General features: G+C 50.7%; 1 protein-coding gene. It reads right to left on the bottom strand.

The window, feature by feature from the left end; all coding sequences use genetic code 11:
- A partial coding sequence (locus tag KNQ05_RS15620; RefSeq protein WP_483297429.1) for a P-type ATPase actuator domain-containing protein occupies positions 1–296 on the bottom strand: 296 nt, incomplete at both ends.

The raw sequence follows: 296 nt of genomic DNA, 5'->3' as shown, positions 1-296 counted from the left end.
CCCTTATAGAACCACTCTCCCCAACTACCAAGTTGGAGTAAAGGTGGGACGATCATCAGCAACAATGCACCTAGGAAGACGAACGGTGTGTACACTTTCGCGAAGCGATCGATGAACGCTTCACTCGGTGCTTTATTATCCTGCGCTTCCTCGACCAGTTCAATGATGTGCGCAAGCGTCGTCTCTTGATACGTCTTCTCGACGATCATGTCGAACGAACGATCCATGTTGAGCGTTCCGGCAAATACGTGATCGCCTTCCTTCTTATCGACAGGAATCGATTCGCCCGTGATCGG

This window comes from Exiguobacterium sp. s125 (genome assembly GCF_018618605.1).
Taxonomy (GTDB): domain Bacteria; phylum Bacillota; class Bacilli; order Exiguobacteriales; family Exiguobacteriaceae; genus Exiguobacterium_A; species Exiguobacterium_A oxidotolerans.
Note: the sequence above shows the minus strand (reverse complement) of the source record. Positions and strands in the feature narration are given on the sequence as shown.